Origin of the sequence: Clostridium sp. FS41, assembly GCF_000954015.1 — a bacterium.
Taxonomy (GTDB): Bacteria; Bacillota; Clostridia; order Lachnospirales; family Lachnospiraceae; genus Enterocloster; species Enterocloster citroniae.
Genome location: NZ_JYHN01000094.1, coordinates 1 through 24,558, shown reverse-complemented (window position 1 = coordinate 24,558; position 24,558 = coordinate 1). Strand labels below are relative to the sequence as shown.

The following is a 24,558-nucleotide window of genomic DNA, read 5'->3' as shown; positions in this document are numbered from 1 at the left end:
ATTTATCATGAAATTCCTTCATATAATTCCGCCAAGCAGACGGATGATGGATACCTATATTCGGATGCTGCGTAAAAATTTTGATAAAGACGAGCACCATTTCTATTTTATCAATGAATGCCCAGAAAGCGAACTTGATTTGTTTGGTTATGATAATGTCCAGCAAATGAGCGGAAATAGCAAATGGGAAAAAATGAAACATTTATATACTGCCTTAAATCAGGCGGACCTGGTATTTTGGCACGGTTTTATTTATCCTGGCAGATTCATGCTTTTTTTGTTTGGCAATCCAAAATTTTTAAAAAAGTCTGTATGGGTCGCTTGGGGAATAGACCTGTATAATTGGAAGCGCACTGATAAAGGGCTGCGACATAAGGTAATCAATGCATTAAATTATTATTGCCGCTGCCATTTGAAGGCTGTAATTGCTCTACTTGAACCAGACAAATTATATTATAAAAAAATTTTTCCGTCCAAAGTTCCTTGCTATGTAATTCCATACCCGATTAGCGAGGAGTCCTTTGCAGCAATGGATGTATACCGCAATTGGAATTCGCGTAAAAATGGCCTAACATTCGTACAGGTTGCGCATAATGCTCATACCTTTAATAATCATTTGGAAATACTTGAAATGCTGCTTCCCTATGCGCAAGAAAATATGCGTCTTTTTCTTCCTATGAGTTATGGAAATGACTGGCATACAAGCAACAAACAGTATGGAAGAAACATCACCGAATATGTGGAAGATCATTTTCCTAATAAAGCCTATATGCTTTGGCGCCTTATGCCTCAATCGAGCTATACAGAATTCTTATGGAATATGGATATCGCTATATTCAATGCAGAAAGACAAAACGCACTGGGCAATATACTAAAATTACTCTATATGGGTAATAAAGTTTATTTGACACCTGATGGTCCCCTTTACTCTTATTTTAAAGAAAAGGAAATTGAGGTTTTTAATACAAAAGAAATTGGGACGATTCCCTACTCAAAATTTATCGAGCGCTCTAGCAATACAAATGCCATTGATTGGATAAGGAAAAATTACCATCCACAGTATTCAATCAAAAAATGGAAAGATGGTATTGAAGAAATCTGTGGTTGCAGGCTTCATTATACAACTGCTTTTTCGGGAATAGAAGAAACACAAAAGGATACTGTCGCAAAAACTCCGTATTATAAATCAAACTACTTAAACATTATGCGCTACTTCAGTTGGGGAGGGCTCAACACAGCAAAGATACCAGATGCTGTAATCATTGGAGCTGACACGATGGGAATAAGAATTGCGCAATGGATGTTGGATTGCAACAAACGCAAAACCACTTGGTTTATAAAAGGTTTTTTAGATGAACATATTGAAAGTTTAAACAATACATCAAAGGATTACGATGTCATTGGCAAATGGAATGAATGGCATAGAGAACCTTTCGATACATTGCTGTGCGCTATTGAAGATCCTAATATCCGCCAGAAAGCAGTAGTGTATTTTAAACAGAGATATTTACATAGCAGTACTGATACTGAATTAAATCAATCTTTATTTAGCGAGGTTATTCATCCCAGCTCATCTGTAAGCGACTTTGCTACGAGAGGTGAAGGCTGTATTATAGGTCCTCATACATTTGTTGATGTTGGAACAGAACTTGGTGATTTCGTCTATATCAACCGTTCTTACATTGGCGATCATACAAAAATAGGAAATTTCTGCAATATTGACATCTACTGCCGTATCGGCTGCAATGTAGTGATTGATGATGGAATAACAATTCCTGCCGGAAGCATTGTCCCTAATGGAAGCCATATAACCAACTGCTTAGAAGCTAATTATTTACAACCTGAAAGAGGTGGATTAAATGACTGAAATTGGTGGATATCTTGATTTTGAACGTTATGAAGGACGCGAATACTATACCAATTTACTGCGCTTCAATACCGTTAGGAATGCCATACTTTTTACCATCAAAGAAAAACGATACCAAAAAGTATGGCTCCCCAGATATCTTTGCTGTAGCATTCGTAACAGGCTTGAACAAAGCCATATTAAATATGATTATTACGATATAACTGATACATTAGCCCCGGATTTTCATGGCCCGCTCTCCCAAGATGAAGTATTATTGGTTGTTAATTACTTTGGGCAATTCAACAACGCGCAACTAAGACAACTTCAAAAAATACACAAAAACATTATCGTTGACAATACGCAATCGTTTTTTCAACATCCCAGTCCCGGCATTGATACAGTCTATACCTGTCGTAAATACTTTGGGGTAGCTGATGGCGCATATCTACATTTGACGATACCCTCCATGCAATATGATGAGTTGCCAAATGACGCTTCTTATCATAGAATGCTTCATCTGCTAGGGAGATTTGAAAAAGATGCTTCTGATTTTTATCCGGAGTTTTGCAAAGTAGATAAAAGTTTTGAACATGAAGATATCAAAAAAATGTCTACGCTAACTCAGAATATTTTAAGATCATTTGATTATGACAAAATTGTCAAAAAGCGCTCAACCAATTTTGACACCCTTCACAGAGCCCTGGCTCTTCGAAATAAATTAAATATATATAACAAAGGCGGACTGTACATGTATCCGTATCTCACTGACCGTGGCGAACAGATTAAGAGAGATTTAGTCACAAAACGGATTTATGTTCCCACATTGTGGCCCAATGTCTTACATGATTGTTCCGCTGATTCATATGAGTATTATTTAGCGCAAAATATTGTGCTCCTTCCAATAGACCAGCGTTATACCGTTAATGACATGAATTATATGTTAACCGTACTAGACAAAATTTTAGAGAAAGCAGGTGATAAGAATGGTAATTGATAATGGTACTGTTATTCTTCGCGCAATTGAAGAAACAGATTTACCCTTTCTTCAGGAAATGATGAATGATCCTGGAATAGAAAAGATGACTGGAGGAAGCTGTTTTCCGGTATCCTATGATCGGCAGAAACGCTGGTTTGAGTCCTATGATCAACAGGCCGAATTACGTTTGATGATTCAAATCAAGGGGGGATCTACGATTGGCTGCATAATGTTGACAGACATTGACTGGAAAAACCGCTCTGCTGAACTAGCTCAAAAAACTAAAGCAACAAAAGAACAACGTGTGGAACACGATATCTGGGATGCAATGATGGGATTCCTAAATTATGCGTTTAATGAGCTGAATCTTAATTGCGTTTATGGAACAGTGCTGGAGTACAATTATCTCTCCAGAAAGCTTGCAAAACGGTGTGGGCTTAAAGAAGAAGGAATCTTACGCGACCGTGTATTTAAAAATGGACGCTATCACAATTTAATTCCAAACTCTGTGATAAAAAAAGATTTTGATGAGATTTACAAAAAATATAGGGAGGAAAGATTTAATGAAAAAACTAGATGATTATAATGCCATTTTTGAGAAAGTATTCTCAGCAAAAACAGAGGATCTGAATGGGGATTTTTCAATCCTAAACGTTGACAAATGGGATTCAGTTGCGCATATGCAATTAATTGCCGAAATAGAGGATACCTTCGACATAATGTTTGATACAGATGACATTATAGGTTTCTCATCTTATGATAAGGGCCTCGAAATATTAAAAAAGTATGATATTTGCTTTTAGGAGGATTACATGAAATTAGGTATTATGCAGCCTTATTTTTATCCATATTTGGGATATTTTTCTTTGATTAAACATACCGACCGATGGATTATTTTTGATACTATTCAATACATTGAACATGGATGGATTAACCGGAATCAAATCATACATCCGTCTCGTCCGGAAACCATGTACTTTACGGTGCCTCTTCAGAAACATAGCCGCGAGACGATTATAAAAGACATATTAATAAATGATGCTTCTGGTTATCAGAACCGTATCTTAGGGCAGCTAACCGCTTCATACAAGAAACGGGCCCCCTACTTTAAAATTGTTTATGCCATGGTGGAAAATGCATTAAAGCATAATTTTTCAGATATTGTGTCCTTAAATGCCTATACACTAAACCAGGTATGTACATATTTAGGGATTCCCTTTGACTATGAAGTTTATTCAAATATGAACTTGGAAATTTTGCCTGTACATGATCCTGGTGAATGGGCCCTGAATATCTCGATTGCCTTAGGTGCAGATGAATATATTAATCCGCCGGGGGGAATTGATATATTTGATCAAAAGAAGTTCGACTCTAATGGAATAGAATTGAGTTTTCTAAAAGTAAATCAACAGCCTTATAACCAAAAAAAACCTCAATTTTTTGAAAGCCTGTCTATTTTGGATGTGATGATGTTTAATCCACCCGAAAAGATAAATGAAATGCTAGATGACTATACGATTATTAAAAAGTAGTTTTGGATATTCTACAGGTCCATGGAATTAAATAATATGAATATATCTAATAAAGTTATAAATAGTCCAAATTATAAATCGCCCTTAAAATGTATACAACGGAATCCATGGGCAGATAATATTCGCTATTTTCTAATAATCTTAGTGATAATAGGACACCTTGGAATTCCGTTGGAAGGGCGATACTGGTATTGGCATTACTTCAGAAATGTTATTTCTGTTTTTCATATGCCAGCCTTTCTGATAATCACAGGAATGTACGCCCAAAAAGGAATTAAGCAACATGATATAAAGAAAGTAAGCAAACGCATTTTAGTTCCATATATCATATGTAATTTTATTATGTTTTTAATATTTGAGGCACTTGGCATAGAAAAAGTCAGCGGAATTATACAGTATCACTATTTTCATGTTCTGCAGCCGTACTATGCACTGTGGTATCTTTTAGCCTTATTTGTATATTATTGTGTCTGCATGTATATAAATAATAAAAAGTTATTAGTGCTTACAGCAGTTGTACTTGCGCTTATCTGCGGATATGGATATCCCATTAAATTCATGTGGTTGAGTAAAATAACGCCTTTTTTTATTTATTTTTTACTTGGCACACTGGTCGATGTAGAGAAAATAAGAACTCTTTTAAAAAAGAATATTTGTAGGGTAATTTCAATTTTTTTATTTTACATATTATTTTTTACATGCTACAAATATAATGATGTTCTCCAAACAGGTCTATTTAGTATGGAAATCCAGTACTCTGATTATGAAATGCTACATATAACACCTTGGGTAATCCGAGCGTTAGTAATTTTCTGTGGCTGTATTTATTCATTGGCATTTTTCTCGCTTGTTCCTAGTAATTACCACTTTTTTACTAAAGCGGGGCAATATACAATATATCCATTCTGTTTTCAAACATTTTGCATGCCTATAATGTTCTATGTAGTGTCTCGCGCAACAATTTATAAAATAGATAATATTTTTAAATGCATGATTACATGTATAGGCTGCATTTTGTTTGTACACATTTGTAGTTCAAAATATTTTAGAAAATATACAAATTTTTTGATTGAGCCATTTAAAGGGTAAACGCCAAGTGTTAGGGTATCCCAACACATCTACCCTGGCACCAACATGTGATGTCAGGGTTGCGAGCGTTTTACTCTGATTTCTTGTTACATTCTATCCTGGCTTTTTCACTCCACGGTGCGAGATCCTGGATCTCTGCATCGGTAGTATCTTTGCCAGGGCGGCTGTCAAGCAGGTATTGCAGATAATTGTATGGGTGCAGTCCATTCGCTTTTGCCATCTCTACCATGGTATAAACTACCATACTCGCATTCGCACCATCCTGGCTGTCGCTGAACAGCCAGTTTTTGCGGCCCAGGGTTAGTGGTCGGATTGAATTCTCCGATGGATTATTGCTCAGGCTGCATCGGCCATCTTCGAGATATGTCATCAGCGTGTCTTTTCGATTTCGGATATAAGTCACGGCCCGCTCCATGCGGCTTCCCTTTTCCAGGTGCTGCGCATCCAGCCAGCGCGTGAAACCTTCCACGACCGGCTTTTGGTCCTTCTGGCGCCGTTTGTAAACCTGCATATAAGACAGTTCCTTTTCCTTGTAGCTGCGTTCATACTCAAACAGCTTGTTACAATACAGAACTCCTTGAACTGCTGGATGGCTGTAGTCCTTATCATGCCCGTTTGGAATGGATTCAATCAGATATCTCCAGATATGGGCATAGCAACAGCATCTTCGGACATTTTTCAGCTTGTTATAACCACTGTAACCATCCACCATGATATAAGCACCATCCGCGATTCCTTTCAAAAAGCTGGCGGCATGTTCTCCGGCACGCGTCTCTGAATAATGGTACAGGACGATAGGCGGCAGCCTGTCTTCCCCGGAACGCATCAGCCAGACATAGGACTTACTCTGCGGTCTCCGGCCAGGTTCTTTTAAGACCTGGATGGGCGTTTCATCTGCCATCAGGAAATGCCGTTTCAGCAGTTCACGGTGAAAGTAGTCATACACGGGGTTCAGATAATTCCGGGAACAGGTGATGATCCAACCCGCCATGGTCGTTCTGCTGATGCTGACTCCAAGGAGTTCAAATCCTTTTTCCTGTCGATACAGCGGAAGCGCATCTGCGTACTTTTCATACATGATGTGCGACACAAGGGATGAGGAGGCATAACCACCGGGTATCAGGGCCGGGGTTCCTTCATCCTTGATAAACTGTGGATCTTCCGTATCCTTGCAGACAGGGCACCCATAAGTGGCTGCAACGTACACAATACGTTCCAGCTTTGCTTTGGTGTAGCGCAGCTCTGTCCTGATTTCTTCATGACCGATCGGAACCATCATGGTTCCACAGGCAGGGCACTGTTTTTCTTCGTCTGTCAGTGTATCCACCTCTTCATAGTGGATTGGCAGATTTGCGAACATCTGGTCATAGTTCGCTTTGGGCTTACGTCCTCGTTTGCCGGCTTTCATTTCGATAAATTCCGGTTCAATGAACTCCGGAATCGGTTCTTCCTCGGAATCAGGGCGGGAGAAAAGATTCATCTGACCGGGCATGTCACTGCGCCGTTCACTGGAACTGCCAAACAGCTTCTGCTTGAAATATTCAAGCTGTGCCTGTATATTTGAAATGATCCGGTCTTTTTCATCGTCCTTTGCATTGCGTTCTTCCAGCATCTTTTGCAGGGATAGGATCAGATCATTCTGGGTACGGATGGTTGTATTCAGTTGTGAGATCGTATCCTTCAATTCCTTGAACTGGATGTCCTTTGCACTGGCTGCCATGGTCCTTCGCTCCTTTGTTTCGTTACTGGTTTTACCAGAAATCGATGAAAAAAGCGAATTCGTCACGGCTGGGAGTTCGTCATAATAACGATGGATAACCAACGCGGATTGCAGCCTTAAGCTGGATAAACTGAGACGTTTTCTGTTATGGCAGTCTCATAATACAATGAAAAGCAATGAAATAGAAATCACGCATGAGTTATCCCGTCCTGGATAAAAAGAGAAAGAGTTATCCACGTTTTCATCAAAAATGTCACCGGAAAAATTCATCGATTTCACCATGGATTTTTCAGCTGGTCCGGATCGCCTTTGGCTGTTCAATATCCAGTCCGTTTAGCAGCCAGTCCAGCTGCCGCCAGGTAATCGCTTGAACTTCTGAACGTTTCCGTGGCCAACGATATCGACCCTGTGCGACACTCAGTCTCTTGTAAAGGAGCACATATCCATCCGATTCATGGAGCAGGACCTTGATCCGGTCACACCGTTTATCACAGAAAAGGAACAGTGATGACTGATCCGGATCCATGGAAAGCTTGTCCCGGACAATGCTGCAGAGACCATCAATCGATTTACGCATGTCTGTTGTCCACATACGATATAGATGTTGTCCGCCACGGAGATATCGCCTAACACACGGTGCCTTTCACAAGGCTCAGAACCCGATCCAGGATAGAAGGGTCGGTTCCATTGGCGATACGGATTGTGACATTGTCCAGAGATATTTCTATCCTGGCAGAAATATCTGCCATTCCAGTTGGACTCGCAGGCGCTGGTTGGCATAGAAGCATCGACTCAGGATTCTCTGCTTTTGAATTAAAATTTAAGCGGACCACTTCCTGAACCGGAGCCGGTGAAGGCTCCGCTTTTGAAATTGATTCTGGGATTTCACAGCAGGTCTTCTTCCTTAGTCTGCTGACCCAGTTGTAAAAGGTTCCTGGATGAATCCCATGCTCCTTGCACCACTGATAATCGGAGAGGCCACTGTTCCTGCATTCCATAATCAGTTGGAACTGCTGATCAGCCGGGACTCTGGCATTGTAACTGAACATGTTCGATACCTCCATAAATGTATAGTGAAATGCTTGCACCTATCAATGAAATGTATCCTATTCCAGAGTGAAGTGCTTGCATCTAACTATCTACCATTATGAGGTATTTGGTGGCGAAGCGCCAGCCACCCTAACATTTGGCGGTTACGAAATAAGTATAATTTTCTTCGAGTTTTTCATCAATAGTTTTATCACTATCACCAATTTGGGGATATTTGATTATATTTTTATTAGTTGTATGAATATAAATAATATCTGGAACAAAGTTCTTTAGCTCTTTATTTTGAAACATAATATCTTGCCAATACTGATTATATTCAGACTCGTAAAATATTGGTGTGATATCATAGTTTAAGAGAAACAGTTCCAAGATCTCTTTTATATTATGGGTAGTGGAACCACTTAGGATAGCGATACGTTTGACTATATTTCTATCGCTATTTTCTAATAACTTTTGTTTTAAAGATTTCTTTTTTTTAGAAGATAGTCACTATCAAATGGGTATTCTAATTCTTTCATGATGCACTCCTTGACATGTTTATTTTACAATGATTTAAATGAACCTATTTCCTGGATTTATTTATGAATTTTAAAATTCTTCGTAGTGGTTTTGTTAATACCCAGCTTTTAGAATGCTCATAATAAGCAATTTGTTTTAATAAATCATCGCGCTCCTTTTCTACTTTTACAATATAATTAATTCTTTTGTTATTTCCTTCTGTTAAGTATGCAATTCTTCTGTTTTTCGGGGCTACTGCTCGAGTTATAGATCTATTAATATGATAAGTTATCACATCCTGTCTTATTTTATCGGCATTAATTGTGCCATTATAAAAACAAGGAGTATATATTGCCGCATTTATGTAAGGTTCATAATTTATGAGAAACATAGTCGGGGGATATATAGTTATATTATAATACTTAAAAACCTGTTTCCCTAAATCATTTAAGTGGCATCCTGTTTCATATAGTAATATAGTTTTAATTCGTTGGCTTAAATCTGTAAACGGTGCTTTATACAACAATGACTTATCATAGGTACCAAGTATTTTTTGTATAATAGGATGTTTAGGCATACAGCCCCATATTTTTGAACTAAATTCTTTAAATGTTTCTCGACAGAAAAAACAACCATCATACTTTAGAAAATCAAGAGGACAGTTGATAACCATACCCGCTCTTATATAAATACCGCCAGTAGTGTATATATAATTTAATGCCTGTAATTCCGAAGCATATAAATATTGTCCATCAGCACAAGCTTTTCGTACATTATCTAAGCCGCTTTTTTGGCAACTGAATTCATCAATAACATGTATTTCAATAGATTTTCTATTTCTGAAGACTGTTTGCTTTAATCTCTCCATATAACTTTGATCAATTTTACATCCAATTGCATTGACATATACAATAGGTGGTATACTAATGTCTGACATACCTATGACATCCATAACAATATCATCGGTCATTTGACTGCCTATAGAATCGGCCGAGTCTCTTAACTGTGTTTGCAAGTATTCAACAAACAAGTCCTGTGCAGGCCAAAACCTTCCCATTAGGCTTAGAGTTCTTTTGATCACAACACTTTTTATCATATCATAGTGAGAAGGATTGCTTTTAGTTAAGATAATTTCGTTTCCTTTTATAATATCCATAGCAATTTCTAAATTAAAGCATTTTTTTGTCACAGAGTTCTCAGAAAGTTGATAATAGTAATACGGCGTAGAAATACAACCAATTTTCTCTACATAAGTCAAAAGGGGATATAGAAACGCAACATCTTCTCCAATCTTCAATTTCGGTAGATATCCATATGTATTAAAAAGATCTCGGCGAAAAAGCTTTGTACAAAGGCTGAAGACCTCGGTATTAAAAAGTTCGTCACAGGTAACACTTCCATCCGGTAAATTTCCCCTAATAATTTGATTTCCAGTTTCTGTTATCTGAATATACGGTGTGCAGACAATGGAATACCCTCCGAATTCTGCATATGAATATAACATATCATAAGCCCAGTATTCTACGAAATCATCGGAGTCTACAAAAGTAACATATTTTCCATGTGCCATTGAAATACCTTTGTTTTTTGCGTTTGCTACCCCTTTTTCGTCATTAGAATAGACGAACACCTTCTCTGAAAATAAGTCTTGATACTTACGGGATATCTCCATGGAATGATCTGTTGAAAAATCATCCACAATAATAATTTCTATATCTTGCAAAGTTTGATAAACAAGTGTATCTAGACAGCGAGGCAATAGTTCTTCTCTGTTATAAACAGGTACAACAATAGAAATGAAGGGTACTGTTTCGTTCATTTTTAGGCTCCTATCCAAATTGGCTTATCCAGTAATTCAGAACTTCCTTGCATTCTTCAATACAATATGGCTGATAAATATTAATCGTTCTAGAGTTATATAGAGATACCATATTAGTATAAAACAAATGAAAAAGTGAATCCTGCAATAAAGGAGATTTACCAATAAACATTTTTAAAAGATGTATTGATTTAACTTCCTGATTATAAACTAACATAGGAGAGAGGGATGCTGTTGAAGACACAGTGATAAAAAATTTATTAGCATATTCTCCCCGTAATAACTGAACTTCCCAGGGAGTCGTCCGATTGGGTAAAACCTTATAACCCCTTATTGAAAATCTATCAATTTTATTGCGAGGGTGCAGCTTTACAATTATATTTTCTTTTCCTACAATTTTTGCAATTTGATCAAATAATTGTACGTCATTAGAAAGACATTTATCTCCCAAATATGATTCTTCAAAAAATATAAACTTTTCATCAGGAGGTTTACAAGTAGGAAATATATGTAGTAGGATATTCACAAATTCTGAATTCATATCCTCAACTTTTGGAATGGCAAAAACATTTTCCAGATAATGGCTATTGGAAAAAAGTTTTGGTTCATACACATAAAAATCGACAATACTTTTTGCAAATGATTGAGCACCATAATAATTCTGATTAAATGCTTCATTCATTTCTTTAGTCTCTATATCCATAGTATATGTTCGCAATCCCTCCTCATAAAAGTGGATTATGGGTGGGGCTTTGGTGCTATTTAATTGTCTATAGAACAGCAGTTTCCAGAATATGTGATCAATTGGTATAAAATATTCATCATACAAAATATGATTAGGTATACCGTCTAAGAGTATTTCTGGATGTCTAAAATAATTTATCTGTTCCTCAAGCCTAGAATTATAGAATCTGGTTGATATGGGTTTACTATTTATAAGACAAACATTTTCAAAAATTTTTATCTGCTTAAGTTTATCAACAATAGCGGAAAAATCCGTTTGATCTGATAAATATAAATCTGCTTTTTCCTTTTGGAACAGATTCATTTTTATATTTATTGCATTAAAAAGCTGAAAGCTTGATTCACAGCAAAACAGATATTTTCGTTTACATTTCATATAATTCTCCAATCCTCAAGCTCTAATCGGTATAATTTTTTTCAATCCACATGCTGGCAAGGAATAAATCCTCCTCATGATGAATATCAATGGATTCCTCAATTATGTATGGCATGATTCTATTTCCCATAAAATCCCAGGGCTCCTGCCCGCCTTCATCTGACAATACAGTCGCTGTATTAAGTACCCAGAAGTTGTGAGCACAGAAATAACAGGATGGTAAATCCTGGCGGTTTGTTGATATTTTTCCAGTAACATTCTTTTCATACATACATAATGATCCATCAGGATTTAAGCCTTTAGCTCTAAGCGGATGATGATCATTATCCTCATAAACCGGTATTACTGCAGAAATACTCATATCTTTCTTCATAATATTCACGCAATCAGTAATCCATTGCGATTTTACTGTAACATTATTTGCAAGCAAGACTACTACAATTTCCGGAAGCAGATTTTGTTGCTCCATCACTTGTAATCCATGTAAGATGCAGTCCTTATGTTGCGATGTAGGGAGTGCTAGCGCTGCCGGACGTACAATCCGTTTATACCCTAGTTCTTCAGCAGAAGATAGAATTTTTTCATCATCACTGCTACACCAGAAATCATCAATTACATGAGACTTAACAGCGGAATTAGCAGGATAATATAGAACCGGGCACCCAAGCACCTCTCGTACATTTTTATCTACTAAAGTATTATTTCCTCGCCCTGTTAATAATGCTGAACACCTTATCTCAGTCATATGCTACCTCCTTAATTTAATATTTTTTATATATTTTTTATCGCTTTATAAACACGTAAACAATTCTCCTGATCGGAATATGGAAATGTCTGTTCAATACGGTCTCTATATAGGTCCTTTAACTGACATCCATTTGCCATATATTCAATCAGCCTCTCCACCATTTCATCGCTATTGAATTCTACTTCACCAAATCCATTTTTACCATAATCAAAATATCCGCTGTCATAAGTCTTTTGTTTGACAAAGAATTCATCTTTATCAAATTGAAAGTATACGGAAGGCTTTCTTAAATAAGCAAAATCAAAAATTATAGATGAATAATCCGTGACTAATAATGAGCTTTCAGCAAAAATTTTGCGATATGTCTCTATTTTCATGGATAAAGTCTGAATGGATGAATGTGCTTGGAGTTGAGAGGTCGTTTCATCCATATTGGGATGACTGATAAAGCGTATTGTATATCCATACTTTTTTGCTGCCTCAATTAATTTTTTATTCGTCAGTAGGCTGGAATAATTGATACAATAACAACTCCTTTCAAATCCATCATTAACCTGCCGTTTCCCAGTTACAGAGTTAATTTCGCCAACTAAATAAGAACGCCATGTAGGGGCAATAGTAATATATTTTTTTTCGTCATGATACAGAAAATCATGTCGCGGAAGCCCCGTTAGTTTCACCTGCTTTTCACTATATTGGTAGTTATACTCCAAGATGGACTTTTTTTCGGGGTCTGTTGTCGTTACAAACAGATGAATATTTTTAGCAAACCGGTTAAGCCAGTGTGATAAATCATTTATAATAACACCATGTTGTAGAAAGACAAAATGACTGTTTTGTACAATACCGCTATAATACACGGTATTTCCTAAGAACGGGCGGTAAACATAATCTTCTCCTTGAGATGAGATTATTTTCGCACCGCAAAGATAAAGCCATTTGTAACGCCATCCCCCAAAAGAAATTATCTTTCCATATTGTTTCATCCTTGTATAATCCCTGCTTGTCTTTGCGATTGCATAAACAGGATATATTTTTTTATCAGGATGCTCTTTGAGAAAACGAAAAAGCATTTCTCCATTATCATCAGCCTTGTCCACACGGTCAGATATAAGCCATACCTCTTTCTGTGGAAGCAGGCAACGGACGTGATAAAGGCTTCTGAGTATAATCGCTTTACGGGCAGCCGTATTCCTTTTGAAGTAAAGTCCCTTTAAATAAGATAATTCTCTGTATACATGTTTAAAGAGAGAATAAGGAGTTAAAATAAGTTTGTTATCCAAATAAGTTAAAATAAAATTTCCACATACATAATAGGAATTCCACATTGCATTTTGTAATGGTGAAAATTTTTGAAACTTAAGATTTTTTATTTCTATTAAATGATCATTAACCTGGCAAAAAAATTTGATTTCACTATAATGCTTTTTCTGAAGTGGAATCTTTAACTTAAATTTAATTTTCCGTGCAATTTCATCATCTAATGAATAAATCACTTCTTTTGTTTGATCCATATAACATTTTATATATTTATTATCAACCAGAGATAAAATTTGGTAATGATTAAAGAGTTCGTTCCCTAATGAGACAACAAAACCCTCTATCTCTAAATAATTCTCATCTAACGTAATAAAGGCAATATTGACTGGTAAAGCTGATAGAGAATAAACTTTTTCATCTAAATAATAGTAATCAAGATCATTTTTAGTAGTGACTATCCTGGGCTGGCTTAAATATTTCAATTTAAGAACATACAGTTTTTGTTCAATTGACAAATTCTGCTGACAGAGAATTACTTTATTCTCAATATGCTGCAGCACCTGGCCTAAGGATTGTTTATATTCTTTTATATCTGAGGCACTTAATATATCATGAGGGAGATGCTCCATTAAAAAGCGCCATTGGAGATCATACATTAAAGTATATTGGACGAAAGGAGGAATATATTTCAAATGCTTAGAGTAATGATCAATTGCCCATAAAGCAAAGTAGTCCATATAATTTTTGTACCATGTAAGAGAACTAAGGGAACTTTGTATTGCAGATCGCTGTCCAGTTAAACGCCGCCTATACCAATAAACAGCCTCTTTTACGACTCCGTAATGCATAGATTGGAGTAATATTTCCATAATTACCTTAGCATCTTCAGCTGTAACCAAACATTCGTCAAATACAATATTTCTAGCCACTTCATTCTTTACAAAAGATGCTGATAATGATAGTAGAGGATAATTGGGCTCCTCATTTAAGTGAATCACACGAGATCCCTTATTAAACTTATCATTCAGTATATGTTGTCCTGTTCTTCCTTCGAAAAAGACAAGAGGAATCGTTACCAGATTAATTTCATATTTCCATTGGTCAAAATACTTATATACATTGCTTAACGTATCTGTTGAAAGTCTATCATCCCCATCTAAAAAGTTGACATATTCACCTTCTATATATTTCAGACCGTCATTTCTGGCGGCTGATACCCCTGCATTTTTTTTATGCCTGACTATAATATTTTGGGGATATTGTTTATGATAGCTGTCACAAATGCTAGCAGAATTATCGTTAGAACCATCATCGATTAATATTATTTGTACATTATCTATAAAACCAATATCCTGCTTTATAATGCTGTCAATTGCCTCTTTAAGAAAAGGTTCAACGTTATAAACTGCAATTACAATAGAAAATTTATAGGCATATGTTAATTTACCATTTGTATTCATGTTCACTTACTTTCACGTCTCCTAAAAAAAATCTTATAAATTAAATTTTCAATTTCACCTCTAACACCCAGTAATTGAATATCTTTTATAATTAGATTTATACGACCTAGAAGGCTTCTCTGTTTTTCAGCGGATGAGGAAGTGGATGAACAAAGCACTATCCTGCAGCTTTCCGGTACTTTTAGGGTGTCATAAATATTATCTATTCTCTTTTTGTATGATAATTTTTGCTTGACATCTAATCTTTCATAAGGCCCCTTTAAAAAATCAGCCATCCATAAGACTATGTCTTTATATGTGGAAGTCAGATAACCATTCCTTTTCCAAGAGTCTATAATGATTTCGGCAGCTGCTAAATGATTCTGAAATTTAATTTCCGGCTGATCCAAAATAGTATGCATGGCTGATGCTTTGTTTGTAATTCTATAACAATAAACAGTTCTTTTACAAAAACAGATTTTTCTGGCTTCTGGAAAAACAAGGAATAAGAATACAAGGTCTTCTGCAATAGATATATTTTCAGGGAACATATTATTTCCAATAGTCTCTTTACGAAAACATTTATTGCAAACAGAAGGGCGAGTACCATTTTCATTAAAAAGAATTTCAGGTGTGAAATATTCATATATACGATTTCGTGTATAAAAGGCATACCGAATCCATTCGGGAGTCTTAAAGGGGCAGTCAGTTCTACCTCCAAAAACTAAAATATCAGCATTTGAATCGATGATAGTTTCATATAAAAATTTCAAAGAATTATTCTTAAGGTAATCGTCAGCATCTACGAACATTACATAATCTCCAGCTGCTTGTTCCAGACCCTTATTTCTTGCTACACTGACACCTGAGTTTTTTTGGTAAATATACCGGATTTTTGAAAAGGACTTTTGCATTTCTAAAATAATCATTTCTGTATAATCCGTAGAACCATCGTTGATACAAATTATTTCATAATCATCTAAATCTTGTAGTAAAAGGCTTTCCAGGCACTCTTTTATATAAAGTTCTCCTTGATAGACTGCTACAATGATAGATACTTTACACATACCTCATCTCTCCATTAAGCCTTTAAACTTTCCATATATGCGTTACATACTGTCTGTGCATCACCAGCCATCCTGGCAACACCTTTTTCCAGCCAAAGCGCCTGCTTACAAAGACGTTTGACTTCGTCTATGGAATGAGATACATATAATAATGTGGTTCCTCCGCTTAACATCTCATTCATTCTCTTTTCGCACTTTTGACGAAATTTAAAATCACCGACAGACAGTATCTCATCCACAATTAAAACTTCGGGCTTTACCATTGTCGCCACTGCAAAACCTAGACGTGCACGCATACCAGATGAATAGTTTTTTATTGGCGAATCTAAAAAGTCCCATAATTCTGCAAATTCTACAATTTCATCAAAATGCTCGCGCATATATTTCTCAGAATGGCCCAGAACACACCCATTTAAAAAGATATTCTCTCTGGCAGTCATATTAGGGTCAAACCCTGCTCCTAGTTCGATTAGAGGAGCAACGTTACCATGCACAGAAATCGTCCCTTTATATGGCTTTAAGATTCCACTGATTGCTTTTAACAATGTTGATTTTCCTGAACCATTTGTACCTATGATACCCCAAGCTTCACCTGCGTGAACTTGAAAGCTTACATCCTTGACAGCAAGAAATTCTTGGAACATCAATTCTTTCTTTATTAGCTTGATAAAATATTCTTTTAAATTGTCAATTTTCTGACTGGCGAGATTGAATCTTATTGTTACATGATCCACCTCAATCATGACTGATTTTTTTTTCATTGAAATTCTCCTGCTAAATATATAAAATAAACTTGTCCTGGCTTTTCATAAAACTCCATACACCAATGATTAGCATTACCACAGAGGTAGTGCAGCCAGCCAGAATAATTACATGTCCAGGCATTCTCCCATAATAAACCAAGTCTCGGAACTGACCGACATAGAAATACATTGGATTAAAATGCTTTACAAACCATAGAACTTCGGACGGAAGTGCTTCGACTGGGTAAAATATAGGAGTCAGATACATCCATGCAGTAGTAACTGCGTTGTAGATATATTGAATATCTCTAAAGAATACATTTGCCTGTGCTAAAAACATTCCTAATCCAACACAAAATAAATATAGTTGTATGGCGACAAATGGAAATAGAAGAATGTATTTTGTGAATGGAGCATGGGTTGCCAACATTACAATAACTAAAGCCCCTAGCGAAAAGAGAAAGTCAACCAAACCGCTGGTTATTTTAGAAACTGTAAAGATGTATTTAGGTACATATGTTTTTTTTAGGAGAGCACTATTACCGGTTATTGAAAAAATCGCTTGGTGAGTAGATGTGTTCATAAAATTGAACAATACTTGTCCTGTAAATAAATAAACAGGAAAATTTTCAATATTCCTTGAAAACATGGTGGAAAATACAATTGTCATAACTAGCATAATAAGTAATGGATTTAGTACACTCCATAAATATCCAAGAAAGCTTCTTCTATATTTTAGCTTAATATCTCTTATTACTAACTGTTTTAAAAGATCTCTATACTGCCATGAGTTTTTTAGCCGGGCAGCCATTCTTTCAATATATTGAACCATAGTAACTCCCATCATAAAATCAATTCTTTTTTAAAGCATGTTTAATATAATAGCCAGATTGTACTTTCTTTCGTATTTGTTCTGTATTGGCTTTCATTTCTGAATACTCATCAAAAGATATCTGAGCCAACCGCTCTGGGAGGTCTGTCAAATCAGAAAGCGCAATCCCTATTTTTTCTTGTTCAACAAAAGCGGCCAAAGCCGATTCTGATCCTATAATTACAGGCATTCCAGCTGCCATATACAGTGAAAATTTATGGGGACTATTGTATCTCAAATAATTTCCTGATACATCTTCACATTCCTGTAAGGAAGATCCATCCCACACAAGCCCAAAATGGCCTTGGAGAATATCAGGTAGTTCATCACTTTCAAATGCCCCTTGATAGTCAGCATTATTGGATAAATATGTGGGTGCATTAGGTCCATACAGGCGAAAAACCAGGGACTCAGAAGATAGGGTAATCAGTTGTTTTAAAAAAATACTTTTTCCCAAGTTACCTGCAAAAGCCACTGTGTAAGGCAATTTATAATCTATCCTTTGAGGATTTTTTTTCCCAGATGTTACATAATCAAAAATACCCAATTCAATAATCGAGGACGTGACTCCATTCGCTCGCATCCAAGTGCTCATATGCGGAGTGTGAGCAATCAGGGTACGGAAATGGTTTAATTGTTGTATTTCCTTTCTTATCTCCTTCTCGTTTCGTCCATAGCGTAGGCTATTGACATCATGAATTAAAACACAAGCTTTTCTAGGCAGAAGCGAATAACAAAACTTATTAAAAAACGGGTGCGTATAAAATGGATATTGTAGTACTATTGATTCAGCATTATATAAATTTGATAAGTGCAGTAGTAATCTTGGGATACTAAATAAATAATTCATGATATTGTTATGAAAATATCTCTTATAGCATCGGAAGACAGGATATTTTAGAATTTTCCTAATATCATCTTTTGCCTTACATCCAGCTGTTAGATTTTTTTCCTCGATATCTTCAAGTATAATTTGCTTTATTTTTTTCATTGCAGATTATTCGCTCCAACTTTTTAATTTCAGTTTTTACATCGTACCCTTTATCTGATATTAAAGTAAAATTATCTCTTCGTTCTTTCTTAATTAAATCTTCTTGCTGCAATATTTTTTTTGCCCAATCAACAGCAGGCATAGAAAGAGGAAATGAAAAACATTTATTTTCTATAAGAATTGCTTCTTCTGGTATAGTATCAGAGATAAAACAAACAACATCATTTGCCTGCGCTTCTATTAGAGAGATTCCAAGCCCTTCATATAAAGAAGGGAAAAGAAAAACATCCATTGCTGAGTAGAAAGGGGAGGTATCCTCTAAACTTCCCAAAAGTATATAAGAATCCTGCAAATGGTATCTAGCTATTTTTTTTTTCATTTCGTCATAAAAACTACCGTTTCCTATATGCAGAAACATGCTGTCATGGCAAATCTGCTTTACATGATAAAAGATATCAATTAAAAACAAAGGGTTTTTTTGAGTTTCTAATCGGCCAACACTCCCAAGAACCAAAGTTGATGGATCAATATTATTCTTTCTTCGGATTATATTCCTATCTAATTCTGAGAAAACAAATTTCCCCAAATCAATTGCGTTATTTATGACTTGGAATGATGTATCTTTTCCAAACATCCATTTTCCTGCGGATTCAGAGCAGGATAAAAGTAATGTAGATGACTTTATCACTCTCTTCTTATGAAGTTTATGGAGAAAAGGTCTTATTCCTAAGCAAGGATTTTCTACATCATTATTATTATGAGCATGAGCAATAATGTTTGGAATCCGATTTTTATAGGCAAAACGCATATCATCTATATTTGTCAATGATAACAAGTTACAATAAATACCATCATAAACTTTGGCATAGGTTTTAAAGAACCGGAAATACTGAATATAATGAAAAATAGGATGTTTTTTTCTTCCCGGAAGCCTATATATGGAGCATCCATAATCCAAAAGTTCTTCTTCAAAAGCAATTGTTTCTTCAAAATTCACAATAAAATCAAAATGTAGTTTTTTTCTATCTGAATATCGTAAAAAATTCATTATAAAGGCTTCAATCCCGCCAGCATTTGGAGTCATTCCTGTAATCAGATATTTTTTCTGCTGTAGTTCCATGTTATCCTCCTCTGATTATGCGTTTAATATTCTTTCGTATACTGGCGAAAACGCTTATAAGGAACTTATTCCTAGAATGAAAAATTAAACTATATATTAATACATCAAATTTAAGATATAATGATTTTCTATTTAAAACGCTCTTAAAAGTGGAATTTGATAACATTTTCTCAGCTTCCGTTAAACGCCCTTTCCATGTTAAGGATTCCAGGTAATTTATACAATCCTTAAAATAGACTTTAAAAATATAATTCTGACTATTGCTATAAATTCCTTTTTGAATACAAAAACGTTTGGTTTCCTCTAAAACAAAATTTGCAATTTGGAACCTTTTATTATTTGACTTGCTAGTTAGACTCAAGCAATTAAAACGACTGTTGTAAATGTATAAAGGCTCATTTATCAATGTGATAGAAGAACAAAAGCGTTGATAAGATTGGTTAAATATGACATCCTCAGCCAGACATAACTCTTCTTTAAAATAAAGATTATATTCCCTTATTATATTTGTCCGAAAGATTTTTGCATATACAGAGATCAATAGCGTATTTTCGTACAACCTTCCATAATTTTCAGACCAATCATCTAAACTTTGGATTAGTGAACAATCCGGTATAATATCGATTGTTTTCTTTAACTTGTCATTCTTATAAAAGCAACGTCTAAATCCACAAACAACAAGGTCTGTCTGTTGCCCCATCTTACCAATAAGTCTTTCACAAATAGTGCGGTCTAAAATGTCATCACTATCTACAAACATAACATACGGTGTATCTGTTAGTTGAATTCCTTTATTCCTAGCTGCAGACACGCCCTTGTTATTTTGATAGAAGTAATAAATCCGACAATCCTGCAATAGGTATGAACTTATAATTGCTGAAGTGTTGTCGGTTGATCCATCATCAATTATTATTATCTTGTAATCAACAAATGTTTGTTTTAAGATGCTTTCTATACAAGGGCCAATGTATAGTTCGCAGTTAAAAACAGGAACTATAATCGTCAACCGCGCCATGTCAATCTCCCTAATGTTTATATCGAAAAAAACGTCTAACCTATTAATTCCTATAAAATGAATAGAATTGATAGTTACTTAGACGTGCAGTAGTGGCTTCTAATTTTGATTTTTTGCGAAGGCAACACTTTGGGATAGGAGGTTTCATTCAAATCCCAAAAATATCAAAAACTGGCCAAACAAAAAAGGCCAAAGAATCTGAAACATATATTTCAGAATTCTTTGACCTCAATTTTTACATGATATCCAAACCTTATGGACAGTATCCGATATATCCCCCCTATATAACAAAAAACATACACTTTCTTTCGTTATATCGTAGAACTATCATTGCTATTATATTCCCCGTTCTCCCCTTTTACTCCTTCTGTACTTTCCTTCATAAACATTATCTTAGGAGTCATTATGATCAACTTTAAATCTAAAAAAACCGAATATTTTCTTATATAAGACAAATCCAGTTTTAACTTATCATAAGAAGATGTATTATACTTACCATATATCTGTGCGTAACCAGTTAATCCGGCTTTTACTTTCAGCCTATAGTTAAATTCCGGTATCTCATCTTCTATCTTCTCTGCCAGTTCAGGTCTCTCTGGTCTAGGGCCAACAACCGACATCTCCCCTTTTAAGATATTCCATAACTGTGGCAGTTCATCCAATCTGGTTCTTCTCAAAAACTTCCCTACCGGTAAAACCCTGTCATCATCGTCTGATGCCAACCGGGCACCTGTATTCTTTTCCGCATCTTGCACCATGGTTCTGAATTTACAGATGCTAAACACTCTTCCATCTTGGGTCAGCCGATCTTGACGGTAAAATACTGGACCTCTGTCCGTACACTTTATTATTACTGCAATCACCGCAAAAAATGGTGATGATATGATCAATCCTATTATTGAAAACAGGACATCCATCAGACGCTTTATAAGGCGCTGTTCTATATGAAGCCCCTCATTTCTAGACAACAGTAATGGTGAATCAAAAATATCCAGTTCTGTAGATGTACGAATCAGAATATCTGATATTTTAGGGACACTATATGTACGGATAGATTCCTTAAAACATAATTTCATCAGAAGGTTTCTCTCATGAGCGGAAACATCCCCTATGATAATCGCATCATAGTGAACTGCCATCTTCATAATCTCTTCTTCCCCTATGCTGATATGGACAGCATCTTTCAGAAAATATTTGTCTTCCCTGGAATTAATTTTTTCACGCAAATGAAATGCCGGACGATTACCATATACCAACAAAAGTTTCTTTGGCGGGAACATTTTTCGATATAACCACTGAAATATGTTTGCCCACAACGCAACTATGGCAAACTCAATGAGACTCATCAGCATCATCGGATAAAACGGATGAAGCTTCTGGTCAATAAGCGATATCTGTATATATGTTATTATATTTACAAAGATAATTGACAGGATCTGAGACCAGATCAAATTTCCCTTTTTTAAATATGCTATTTTAAACCCACCATAGGTTTTATAAAATAGAGTCAGTAATGCAGCATACAAAACTACTATCAGCCAATTTCCCCGCCGCCAGAAAGGTCTTTCAATAATCTTGTTATAGTAGCCGTTCCACACAAACCAGTAAACTATTACAACAAAGAAAATTGCATTAAATGAAAAGAGAAATTTTATCAATCGTTTATACTGATCGTATTTTTTCACTTGTATTTTCCTCAAAATCATTATAAGTGTCTAATCCAGTATACCATCTATATTAATCCCCGGCAACGGTATCTTCTGGAAAAGGTAGTGGCCTTTCACGTATCATTGATAAACCTACCATTAACAGCGTCAGCATAACAGGTGCAACAATCGGTACACTAATGTTAACAAATGCCTGAGCTCCATAACAAATAACAGCAAACACAATTGCCACTACAGATGGCTCCCTTTTCATCTCTTTCATCATTTTCCAGATTGAAACAATTAATAAACTTAAATAACTTAACAGTCCCACCACTCCAATTGTAATAAAATATTGCAGATATTCATTATGGGCACTTTCAAATTTCTCACCATATAATTTTACCATTTCATCATAATAATTATATCGTGTAATGATACCAAACGTATCAGGACCATATCCAAATATTTTATGAATAAGAGGAAAACGCTGGTAGCTTTCCAATCCAATTCTCCAGATATATCCCCTATGAGTCCCCCAATCATCATCAAAATATAAATATCCAGACAATGAACCGTATCGATTTATATTTCCCTTGACATTAACATCATATAGAACAAAGACCATTAAGGCAGCTACAATCACTATTATTGCCAGCCAGATAAGTCTTCCAATATTGCTCTCTCCCCTATCCATTCTACCTTTTCCCAAAACATAATCCAGGACATATAATATCGCAGTCATTCCCCAGAGTATAAGCACAACATAAATCAATTTGCTATAACCTGATACAATATTAAATAAACCACTAATTTCCATCACATGTTTTGGAAATTTTTGCATAACAAAATCTATCAGCTGAAACTCAGAGATTAGAATAGCCAACATTAATACATATTGCTTAAATCCCTTCAAATTGGAGAACAAGTACAAAGGCAGAAGGCCATATAAAGCCATCAAAGCCAGATACGCATTATCACTAATTCCTGTGATTAATGAAAATAATGATACAACCATACAAATCAGGTACCAAATTTTCCTATAGATTTTCTTCTCATTAACAAACAGAATTGAAGACATGCCAGTCACTATAGCAATGTATGATGTATACGTATTAATATTACCTATGGTAGATGTAAAATTATGATAATCCTTATCCGTTAAGTCCGTTTTAAACCCTATGGGATCAATCTGAAAATAGTGCAAAATCCCTATTATGCAGACTATCATACCTGCTGCCAGAAAAACATCCAAATACCACTGCTTAAACCGCAGACATTTTGTTATTATAAAAAAGCTTACTGTGTAGAGAATAATCAAAAACAAACCACAGTATCTTCCTTCATTTCCCCAAAAGGATTCATAAAAATAATCTGATTGAAACGTAGATATTACCACTGCCATGAAGAAAGCCAACATTGCCCAATCGGCCGCTGACAGCGACCTTATGTTAATCCCGTTTATAATAGCAGCCCTATTTTTTCCCTCATAATTCCGATTGTCTATATTTATGAAAATAATGGCAACAATGAGCAGTACAAGCACCATTAAAATAACAACAGCACAATAGAAGTGATATTTAAATGTCAAAATATCAAAATAGTAATCACGGAATATCACCGGTACCCCGGCTAAGATAAGTAATGTAAAAAGGCCAACTACAATCGAGTTTATCCTCTTCCAGTCAGATATCAAATTCCCATTAACACAGGAATTAGTATTTTTTTTCAAGTCTTCCATCGTTCTTACTTTCTCCTTTTAGTTTTGAGAACATATAATAGTATATCATTTTACCCTTAATAACGCAACTTTATGACTTCACAAAAACTGTTGCATTTTTATATTAGTTTAGTAAAATAAACCTAATCTTTCTATGTTTATCCATATTAATAAATTACCTCCCAGCAGCATTCACCCCCAGTATTTATAACCTTTATTATGCACCTCCCGATAATTTTCCTTATCCGAAGTATAATCAACTCGTAATGCAATAAAGGAATTTCA

General features: G+C 35.5%; 20 protein-coding genes. 5 read left to right on the top strand and 15 right to left on the bottom strand.

The genetic code is table 11. The annotated features are described in order from the left end of the window. The first annotated feature begins 7 nt into the window (after positions 1 to 7). From CLFS41_RS28345 to CLFS41_RS28325, 5 genes are read left to right on the top strand one after another with little or no spacing between them, the layout of a single operon-like run. Entirely contained in the window at positions 8 to 1,867 is a 1,860-nt protein-coding gene (locus tag CLFS41_RS28345; protein ID WP_045094278.1) for a TDP-N-acetylfucosamine:lipid II N-acetylfucosaminyltransferase, read from the top strand. Next, a complete protein-coding gene (locus tag CLFS41_RS28340; protein ID WP_045094277.1) occupies positions 1,860 to 2,843 on the top strand; it encodes a hypothetical protein in 984 nt (327 codons plus the stop codon). Before CLFS41_RS28345 ends, CLFS41_RS28340 begins: the two co-directional genes overlap by 8 nt. Next, positions 2,833 to 3,405 (top strand): GNAT family protein, encoded by a 573-nt coding sequence (locus CLFS41_RS28335; RefSeq protein WP_045094276.1) that lies wholly within the window; start codon positions 2,833 to 2,835, stop codon positions 3,403 to 3,405. Before CLFS41_RS28340 ends, CLFS41_RS28335 begins: the two co-directional genes overlap by 11 nt. Then, on the top strand, positions 3,389 to 3,628 hold the full coding sequence (locus CLFS41_RS28330; protein WP_045094275.1) for an acyl carrier protein: 240 nt from the start codon (positions 3,389 to 3,391) through the stop codon (positions 3,626 to 3,628). Before CLFS41_RS28335 ends, CLFS41_RS28330 begins: the two co-directional genes overlap by 17 nt. 9 nt (positions 3,629 to 3,637) lie before the next feature. After that, positions 3,638 to 4,357, top strand: coding sequence for a WbqC family protein (locus CLFS41_RS28325; RefSeq protein WP_045094274.1), 720 nt, complete (start codon positions 3,638 to 3,640; stop codon positions 4,355 to 4,357). A 1,159-nt stretch (positions 4,358 to 5,516) separates the two neighbouring features. Here CLFS41_RS28325 and CLFS41_RS28315 read toward each other — a convergent pair. The 15 genes from CLFS41_RS28315 to CLFS41_RS28240 all read right to left on the bottom strand — a co-directional run bounded on the left by CLFS41_RS28315 (position 5,517) and on the right by CLFS41_RS28240 (position 24,294). Next, a complete protein-coding gene (locus CLFS41_RS28315; RefSeq protein WP_082082717.1) occupies positions 5,517 to 7,166 on the bottom strand; it encodes an IS66 family transposase in 1,650 nt (549 codons plus the stop codon). Between the two features lie 289 nt (positions 7,167 to 7,455). Next, a complete protein-coding gene (gene tnpB, locus CLFS41_RS28310; protein ID WP_161797518.1) occupies positions 7,456 to 7,743 on the bottom strand; it encodes an IS66 family insertion sequence element accessory protein TnpB in 288 nt (95 codons plus the stop codon). Positions 7,744 to 7,792: 49 nt separating this feature from the next. Then, complete coding sequence (locus CLFS41_RS28305) at positions 7,793 to 8,215, bottom strand: hypothetical protein (protein WP_045094272.1); 423 nt, start codon at positions 8,213 to 8,215, stop codon at positions 7,793 to 7,795. A 563-nt stretch (positions 8,216 to 8,778) separates the two neighbouring features. Further along, complete coding sequence (locus CLFS41_RS28295; RefSeq protein ID WP_045094270.1) at positions 8,779 to 10,533, bottom strand: glycosyltransferase family 2 protein; 1,755 nt, start codon at positions 10,531 to 10,533, stop codon at positions 8,779 to 8,781. A 10-nt stretch (positions 10,534 to 10,543) separates the two neighbouring features. Beyond that, positions 10,544 to 11,653, bottom strand: coding sequence for a hypothetical protein (locus CLFS41_RS28290; RefSeq protein ID WP_045094269.1), 1,110 nt, complete (start codon positions 11,651 to 11,653; stop codon positions 10,544 to 10,546). Positions 11,654 to 11,675: 22 nt separating this feature from the next. After that, positions 11,676 to 12,398, bottom strand: a complete 723-nt coding sequence (locus tag CLFS41_RS28285) for a CMP-N-acetylneuraminic acid synthetase (protein ID WP_242856936.1) — start codon at positions 12,396 to 12,398, stop codon at positions 11,676 to 11,678. 26 nt (positions 12,399 to 12,424) lie between these two features. After that, positions 12,425 to 15,121: a CDP-glycerol glycerophosphotransferase family protein gene (locus CLFS41_RS28280; RefSeq protein WP_045094268.1), complete on the bottom strand. Its 2,697-nt coding sequence runs from the start codon at positions 15,119 to 15,121 to the stop codon at positions 12,425 to 12,427. A 2-nt stretch (positions 15,122 to 15,123) separates the two neighbouring features. Further along, positions 15,124 to 16,167 (bottom strand): glycosyltransferase family 2 protein, encoded by a 1,044-nt coding sequence (locus tag CLFS41_RS28275; protein WP_045094267.1) that lies wholly within the window; start codon positions 16,165 to 16,167, stop codon positions 15,124 to 15,126. A 14-nt stretch (positions 16,168 to 16,181) separates the two neighbouring features. Then, positions 16,182 to 16,928, bottom strand: a complete 747-nt coding sequence (locus CLFS41_RS28270) for an ABC transporter ATP-binding protein (RefSeq protein WP_045094266.1) — start codon at positions 16,926 to 16,928, stop codon at positions 16,182 to 16,184. 13 nt (positions 16,929 to 16,941) lie between these two features. Next, a complete protein-coding gene (locus tag CLFS41_RS28265; protein WP_045094265.1) occupies positions 16,942 to 17,742 on the bottom strand; it encodes an ABC transporter permease in 801 nt (266 codons plus the stop codon). 19 nt (positions 17,743 to 17,761) lie between these two features. Next, positions 17,762 to 18,772 carry a hypothetical protein gene (locus CLFS41_RS28260; RefSeq protein WP_052665920.1) on the bottom strand — a complete coding sequence of 337 codons (1,011 nt, stop codon included), beginning with the start codon at positions 18,770 to 18,772 and terminating at the stop codon, positions 17,762 to 17,764. Then, positions 18,744 to 19,892 carry a glycosyltransferase gene (locus CLFS41_RS28255; RefSeq protein ID WP_045094264.1) on the bottom strand — a complete coding sequence of 383 codons (1,149 nt, stop codon included), beginning with the start codon at positions 19,890 to 19,892 and terminating at the stop codon, positions 18,744 to 18,746. Before CLFS41_RS28255 ends, CLFS41_RS28260 begins: the two co-directional genes overlap by 29 nt. Before the next feature lies 1 nt (position 19,893). Further along, entirely contained in the window at positions 19,894 to 20,907 is a 1,014-nt protein-coding gene (locus CLFS41_RS29225; protein ID WP_052665918.1) for a glycosyltransferase family 2 protein, read from the bottom strand. Positions 20,908 to 21,218: 311 nt separating this feature from the next. Further along, positions 21,219 to 22,592 (bottom strand): sugar transferase, encoded by a 1,374-nt coding sequence (locus CLFS41_RS28245; protein ID WP_045094263.1) that lies wholly within the window; start codon positions 22,590 to 22,592, stop codon positions 21,219 to 21,221. A 52-nt stretch (positions 22,593 to 22,644) separates the two neighbouring features. Continuing rightward, the gene (locus tag CLFS41_RS28240; RefSeq protein WP_045094262.1) at positions 22,645 to 24,294 is read right to left on the bottom strand and encodes an O-antigen ligase family protein; all 1,650 of its coding nucleotides are present in this window, start codon (positions 24,292 to 24,294) and stop codon (positions 22,645 to 22,647) included. Between the last annotated feature and the right edge of the window lie 264 nt (positions 24,295 to 24,558).